The sequence below is a fragment of the Streptomyces sp. CC53 genome (assembly GCF_001865245.1).
Taxonomy (GTDB): domain Bacteria; phylum Actinomycetota; class Actinomycetes; order Streptomycetales; family Streptomycetaceae; genus Streptomyces.
This window is the reverse complement of the sequence record NZ_MKXB01000157.1, coordinates 132149-138375: the sequence shown is the minus strand read 5'-3', so window position 1 is coordinate 138375 and position 6227 is coordinate 132149. Positions and strand designations below refer to the sequence as shown.

6 protein-coding genes and 1 pseudogene are annotated in these 6227 nt (G+C 71.8%); 3 read left to right on the top strand and 4 right to left on the bottom strand.

Annotated features, from left to right (window positions below; translation table 11 throughout):
- The 3 genes from BJP40_RS18395 to BJP40_RS18385 form a co-directional block, all read left to right on the top strand.
- Positions 1-1349 (top strand): export associated protein (locus BJP40_RS18395; protein ID WP_226962696.1); only part of this gene is annotated, 1349 nt, incomplete at its 5' end.
- Positions 1350-1781: 432 nt separating this feature from the next.
- Complete coding sequence (locus BJP40_RS18390) at positions 1782-2786, top strand: TerC family protein (RefSeq protein ID WP_371258658.1); 1005 nt, start codon at positions 1782-1784, stop codon at positions 2784-2786.
- A 66-nt stretch (positions 2787-2852) separates the two neighbouring features.
- Entirely contained in the window at positions 2853-3152 is a 300-nt protein-coding gene (locus tag BJP40_RS18385; protein WP_071274658.1) for a hypothetical protein, read from the top strand.
- Positions 3153-3185: 33 nt separating this feature from the next.
- On the opposite strand, the gene BJP40_RS18380 is transcribed toward BJP40_RS18385, so the two are convergent.
- The 4 genes and pseudogenes from BJP40_RS18380 to BJP40_RS18370 all read right to left on the bottom strand — a co-directional run bounded on the left by BJP40_RS18380 (position 3186) and on the right by BJP40_RS18370 (position 6216).
- Positions 3186-4487 carry an MFS transporter gene (locus BJP40_RS18380; protein WP_071281281.1) on the bottom strand — a complete coding sequence of 434 codons (1302 nt, stop codon included), beginning with the start codon at positions 4485-4487 and terminating at the stop codon, positions 3186-3188.
- Between the two features lie 105 nt (positions 4488-4592).
- Positions 4593-4780, bottom strand: a pseudogene (locus tag BJP40_RS35690) (MBL fold metallo-hydrolase); the annotation flags it as partial.
- Positions 4781-5001: 221 nt separating this feature from the next.
- A complete protein-coding gene (locus tag BJP40_RS18375; RefSeq protein WP_071281280.1) occupies positions 5002-5301 on the bottom strand; it encodes a DUF6342 family protein in 300 nt (99 codons plus the stop codon).
- A gap of 258 nt (positions 5302-5559) precedes the next feature.
- Positions 5560-6216 (bottom strand): MBL fold metallo-hydrolase, encoded by a 657-nt coding sequence (locus tag BJP40_RS18370; RefSeq protein ID WP_071281279.1) that lies wholly within the window; start codon positions 6214-6216, stop codon positions 5560-5562.
- Between the last annotated feature and the right edge of the window lie 11 nt (positions 6217-6227).

The following is a 6227-nucleotide window of genomic DNA, read 5'->3' as shown; positions in this document are numbered from 1 at the left end:
CCCGGCATCCCCCCCCGCCTCCCGGCCCCCCCCCCGCCCCGCCCGCAGAACCCCGTGCGGAACCGGCCGATGGCGCCGCCGCGCAGCCCCCGTCGCCATCGGGCGCCCCGGCCGGGTCCGGAGCCGCGCCGGGTAGCGGCGGCCGCATCGACTACACGCACCCGGGCCGCCGCCGGAGCGCCGCGCCCCCGGCCGCCGCACCTCCCGCGCAGCCCGCCACCCCGGTCGCGGGCGACGCCACCGGCTGGTCGATGGAGGAGCGCCTCTACAACCAGGTCTGGGGCATGTTCGAGGACCTGGCCAGGGCCACCGCTGCCTACCGCAGCGCCGTCGACTTCGCCGAAACGCGCATGGACCAGGAACTGGACCGTGTCCTCGCCGACCCCCGCAGCCGTGTCGGCCCCGGAGCCGATGCGGCCCGCGCGGCCGCCAAGGCCCGGTGCCAGGAGCTCACCGACCGTGCCCGCGAGGCGCTCGACCGCGACCTGGACCAGCTCGCCGCCGAGTCCGCCGTGGTCGAGCCCGCCCTGCCGCCCGCCTTCGCCGGCTGGGACAACCCCGTCTGGCACGCCCACCGCTCACCCACGGAGACCGCCATGGCCGTACGCCTGGGCGACCTCCACCTGCCGGAACGGCCCGAGCTCCGCATTCCCCTGCTGGTGCGGCTGCCCCTGGAGCGAGGTCTGTGGATCGACTGCGGCCGCCAGGGCTCCGAGCAGTCCCTGTTCGCGGACGGTGACCGCCTGCGTCGGCTCGCCCTGGACACCGCGGTCGCGCACGCCACGCGGCTCCTCGCCGTCCACCCGCCGGGCGAGTTCGCGGTCCAGGTCATCGACCCGGCCGGCGCCGCGGCTCCCGCCCTCGCGCCGCTCACCGACGCCGGCGTCCTCGCGGCGCCCCCCGCGGCGGGGGCCGCCGGGGTGGCCGCGCCGCTGTCCCAGCTGACCCGGCGCGTGGACCTGGTGCAGATGGCCGTGCGGTCGGGTGCTGGCGCCGGGGCCCTGCCGCCGGACCTGGACACCGTCCGGCACCTGCTCATCGTGCACGACTTCCCCCACGGCTTCGACGACCGGGCCGTCAACCAGCTGCGCTACCTCGCCGACGAGGGCCCGGCCGTCGGGGTGCACCTGCTCGTCGTGGCCGACCGGGAGGACGCGCGCGCGTACGGGCCCGTCCTGGACCCGCTGTGGCGTTCGCTGCTCCGGCTGACGCCCGTGGCCGACGACCATCTGGCGGACCCGTGGGTCGGCCACGCGTGGACGTACGAGCCGGCGAAGGTGCCCCCGGGCAGCGAGGTGCTGGGCCGTGTCCTGCGGCACGTGGCCGAGACGCGAGGCCGGAGCCACTGAGACCACGTCTCCCACGTCTCCGGGGTCTCCGGGGTCTCCGGGGTCTCCGGGGTCTCCCGGCCTCCCGGCCTCCCGGCCTCCCGGCCTCCCGGCCTCCCGGCCTCCCGGCCTCCCCGCCTCCCGGCCTCCCGGCCTCCCGGCCTCCCGGCCTCCCGGCCTCCCGGCCTCCCGGCCTCTCCGCAGCGGGCTTTACCCACTTGCCCGTCTCTTTACCTTTCTTTGGTACGTCGGGTACGGTGTGCGATGCGGAGGGGAGTACTCCCGCCTGCGGCGTGCCCGTCAGTACGGACGGTCGGACGGAAGACCGGTCCCGGGGCGCCGGCCCAGCGTCGGCCCGTCACCGGGTCGCCGCGGGTGGAAGAGACCTCCGGCAGCGACGACGCTGAGCAGTAGCCGTACGACGCCGGAGGCGCAGTGCACGTAACGACAACCATGTGGGTGGTGACCGTTCTCGGTCTGCTCGCCCTGATCTCGGTCGACTTCCTGATCGGCCGCAAACCCCACGACGTGTCGGTGAAGGAAGCCGGCATCTGGACGGTCGTCTGGGTCGTCCTCGCCGTGCTCTTCGGCCTCGGGCTCATCTTCATGGGGGAGAGCCGGGCGTCCGGTGAGTTCTTCGCCGGGTACATCACCGAGAAGTCGCTGAGTGTCGACAACCTCTTCGTCTTCGTCCTCATCATGGCGAAGTTCTCCGTGCCGTCCCACCTCCAGCAGCGCGTCCTTCTCGTCGGCGTGCTGATCGCGCTGGTGATGCGGGCCATCTTCATCGCGGCCGGTGCCGCGATCATCTCCACCTTCTCGTGGGTCTTCTTCATCTTCGGCGCGTTCCTCATCTACACCGCGTGGAAGCTCGTCAAGGAGGCGTCCTCCGACGAGCCCGAGGAGGAGTTCGAGGAGAACCGCCTCCTGAAGTCCATCGAGAAGCGCTTCGGCGTCGCCGACCGCTACCACGGCACGAAGCTCTTCCTCCGGGTGAACGGCAAGCGGGTGCTGACGCCGCTGATGGTCGTCATGCTGGCGATCGGCACCACCGACCTCCTCTTCGCTCTGGACTCCATCCCGGCGATCTTCGGTCTCACCCAGGACCCGTACATCGTGTTCACGGCCAACGCCTTCGCGCTGATGGGCCTGCGCCAGCTGTACTTCCTCATCGGCGGCCTCCTCAAGAAGCTGGTCCACCTCAGCTACGGGCTGTCCGTGATCCTCGGCTTCATCGGCGTGAAGCTCATCCTCCACGCCCTCCACGAGAGCGGAGTGCACGTCCCCGAGATCTCGATCCCGGTCTCGCTGGGCGTGATCTGCGGTGTCCTCGTCATCACGACCATCACCAGCCTGATCGCCTCGCGCCGCCTCGCGGCCGCCGAGCAGTCCGCCGACGCCCAGGCGGACGGGCGGCCTGCCGTGGACGACGACGACAAGGACCCCATGAAGGTCTGACCCCAGCGGAGTACACGCACGCACCGCCCGGTTGCCGAACGGCACGGGCGGTGTTTGCGTGGCCGCATGAGATTCACGCAGATCCTCGACTTCGAGACCGACCGCATGGACGAGATCCGCGCCCTCATGGACGAGTGGGGCGCCGAGAACGAGCCCCAGGACCACGGTCCCAGCCGCAGCATGATCCTCAAGGACCGCGACAACCCTGGGCGCTACTACGTCGTCGTCGAGTTCGACTCGTACGAGGAGGCCATGCGCAACAACGACGACCCCCGCACGAGTGAGATGGCCCAGCGGCTGGAGTCCCTGTGCTCCCGCCCGACGCGGTTCCTCAACTGCGACGTCCTGGAGATCCAGACCGCCTGAGCCCGCCGGCGCGGCCTGCCGCCCCCACGGACGTCAGGCCGCCGCCGCGGGCTCCCCGGCCCGCTCGCCGCTCGGCTCGCCGCCCTCCGGCTCGGGACGCGTCTCCGGCAGCAGGGCGAAGCAGCCCAGGCTCAGCAGCGCGATGCCCGTCAGATACGCCGCCACACCCCACGGCGGGCCGGAGCCCGCCGACGCGGCCGTCGCGACCATGGGCGTCAGCGCCCCGCCCAGCACCCCGGCCAGGTTGTAGCCCACCGCCGCGCCCGTGCACCGCACCCGCGGCTCGTACAGCTCCGGCAGGTACGCGGCGACCACGGCGAACATCGTGATGAACGCGAGCAGCGCCACCAGCAGTCCCAGGAACATCGCCGCGGGCCGTCCCGTGTACAACAGCCACACCATCGGGAACATCCACAGCGCCGACATCGCGCACCCCGCCAGACACATCGGCCGCCGCCCGTACCGGTCGCCCAGCAGCGCCGCCAGCGGCGTCACGGCTCCCTTGACGGCCACCGCCGCCATCACGACCAGCAGCATGACGGTACGGTCCACCCCGAGCCGCTCCGTCCCGTACGCGAGCGCCCATGTCGACACCGTGTAGAACACCGCGTAGCCGACGGCCAGCGCCCCGGCCGTCAGCAGCACCGGTCGCCAGTGGTCCCGCACCACCTCGACGACCGGCGCGGTCGCCCGCGCCCCGCTCTCCGTGAGGTCCCGGAACTGCGGCGTCTCATGGAGCGACGTGCGCAGCAGCAGACCGCCTGCCGCGAGCAGACCCGCGGCCCAGAACGGCACCCGCCAGCCCCACTCCCGGAACGCCTCGTCGCTCAGCGACGCCGACAGGGCCAGCACCACGCCGTTCGCCAGCAGGAACCCGACCGGCGGGCCCATCTGAGTGAAGCTCGCCCCCAGGGCCCGCCGCCCGGGCGGCGCGTGCTCGGAGGTCAGCAGCACCGCACCGCCCCACTCCCCGCCGAGCCCGAGCCCCTGGAGGAACCTCAGCACCACGAGCAGCACCGGCGCCGCCACACCGATCGACGCGTACGTGGGGACGAACCCCACCGCGACCGTCGCCGCTCCGGTCAGCGCGAGCGACGCGAAGAGCACCGGCCGGCGCCCGTACCGGTCCCCGATGTGGCCGAAGATCATCGAGCCGAGGGGCCGGGAGACGAAGCCGACGGCGAACGTGCCGAAGGCGGCGAGGGTGCCCGCGACGGGCGAGAACGCGGGGAAGAACAGGGGGCCGAGGACCAGCGCCGCCGCCGTGCCGTACACGAAGAAGTCGTAGAACTCGATGGCGGTCCCGGTGAGGGAGGCCGCGGCGAGCCGCCCCATGGACGGCGTCGGCGGTGCAGCGGGCGGGAGTTGACGTGCGTGCATGCCGCGCAAACTACCGGGCGCGGGGCCCTGCTGCGGGCGCACACACGAGGAGGCCCGCCCTCACCAGCCGCGTTCACGCCATTCCGCGAGGTGGGGCCGCTCCGTGCCGAGAGTGGTGTCGCTGCCGTGGCCGTGGTAGACCCACGTCTCGTCCGGCAGGGCGCCGAACAGTGTGGTCTCCCGTCGTGCGGCAGGCTCCCGAACGCCTCAGGATCGTTCCAGGTGCTGCCGACACCGCCCGGGAACAGGTGCCCCATGTCAGCCACCGCCCGAGGCAGTACGGGCGGGGCAGCGATGAGCTCAGTCCGTCCTGCCCGGACCGATCGTCGGGCCGCGACGGATTCCCGGAGACGAGGAGGGCCCGCGCGACCGGTATCAGGTCGTGCGGGCCCTCGCGCCGTGCGGGTGGGACACAGGCCGGCCCGCTCGGGAGTGCGGCCTCGCCCGGTGGAGCGTGAGAGGACAGCGGCTAGTAGTGGAGGTCCTTCTGCTCGGTGATCAGACGTCCGGCGATGTGCAGGTTTCCATCGGAGTCGAGCACCGCGATGATCTTCTTCGTCGAACCGTGATGGGTCGTGAAGTAGATCTTGTCCGCCTCCTGGGAGGTGGAGTAGTTCGAGTTCACCGAGAGCTCGATGCTCACGGGCGAGCTGATGAGCACGTCCTTCTTGGGCGAGTTCGGGTAGACCTGGTTCTGCCGCAGCCTCACGCGGCCGTGGGTGTCCCCCTCGTCCCAGTCCGTCGCCACTCCGAGATCGATGTCAGGCATGCGACTCCCCCTTCGGATTCGGTGAATCGGCCTCCGGTTCGGGCCGCTGTGGAGCTCCCGAACCACGGCTGAATCTAGGCGGACAGTGTGCATGTCGTCACTGAGGGTTCCCGTATATGGCTGGATTCCCGCCTGAAAGGTCTCGAAGCAGTGCTCAGTCCATCAAGAGGGAGAAACGTCCAGAATGCGTCGGCGCAGCCGAGGGTTACCGGCTGCGCCGACGCGTACGGGTGCCGTCGGTTGTGCAGCGCGTCGTGGCTACCAGCCTCGCGCGCGCCATTCCGCGAGGTGGGGCCGCTCCGTGCCGAGGGTGGTGTCGCTGCCGTGGCCGGGGTAGACCCACGTCTCGTCCGGCAGGGCGCCGAACAGCTTGGTCTCCACGTCGTGCAGCAGGCTCCTGAACGCCTCCGGATCGTTCCAGGTGTTGCCGACACCGCCCGGGAACAGGCAGTCGCCGGTGAAGACGTGGGGATGGCCGTGCGGGTCGTCGAAGACCAGGGCGATCGAGCCGGGGGTGTGGCCCGCCAGGTGGCGGGCCGTCAGCTCGACCCGGCCGACCCGGACGGTGTCCCCGTCCTCGACGAGTACGTCCGTGGGGACGGCCACGCCTTCGGCGTCGTACCGCCCGGCGTACGTGCGGGCGCCCGTCGCGGCGACGACCTCGGCCAGCGCTCCCCAGTGGTCGTGGTGCCGGTGCGTGGTGACGACGGACGCGATGCCGTCGTCGCCGATCAGGCTCAGCAGGGTGTGCGGTTCGGCCGCCGCGTCGATCAGCAGCTGCTCGTCGGTCGCGCGGCAGCGCAGGAGGTAGGCGTTGTTGTCCATCGGGCCGACGGCGACCTTCGAGACGATCAGGTCCTGCAGTTCGTGCACGTCCGCGGGACCGCCGACCTTCACCACTCCGCTGTACGTCATGGGCTCAGCCT

Excerpts from the sequence above, each read along its gene's own strand:
- BJP40_RS18390 (WP_371258658.1), top strand. The coding sequence starts at position 1,782 with ATGTGGGTGGTGACCGTTCTCGGTCTGCTCGCCCTGATCTCGGTCGAC.
- BJP40_RS18385 (WP_071274658.1), top strand. The coding sequence starts at position 2,853 with ATGAGATTCACGCAGATCCTCGACTTCGAGACCGACCGCATGGACGAG.
- BJP40_RS18380 (WP_071281281.1), bottom strand. The coding sequence starts at position 4,487 with ATGGGGCGGCTCGCCGCGGCCTCCCTCACCGGGACCGCCATCGAGTTC.
- BJP40_RS18375 (WP_071281280.1), bottom strand. The coding sequence starts at position 5,301 with ATGCCTGACATCGATCTCGGAGTGGCGACGGACTGGGACGAGGGGGAC.
- BJP40_RS18370 (WP_071281279.1), bottom strand. The coding sequence starts at position 6,216 with ATGACGTACAGCGGAGTGGTGAAGGTCGGCGGTCCCGCGGACGTGCAC.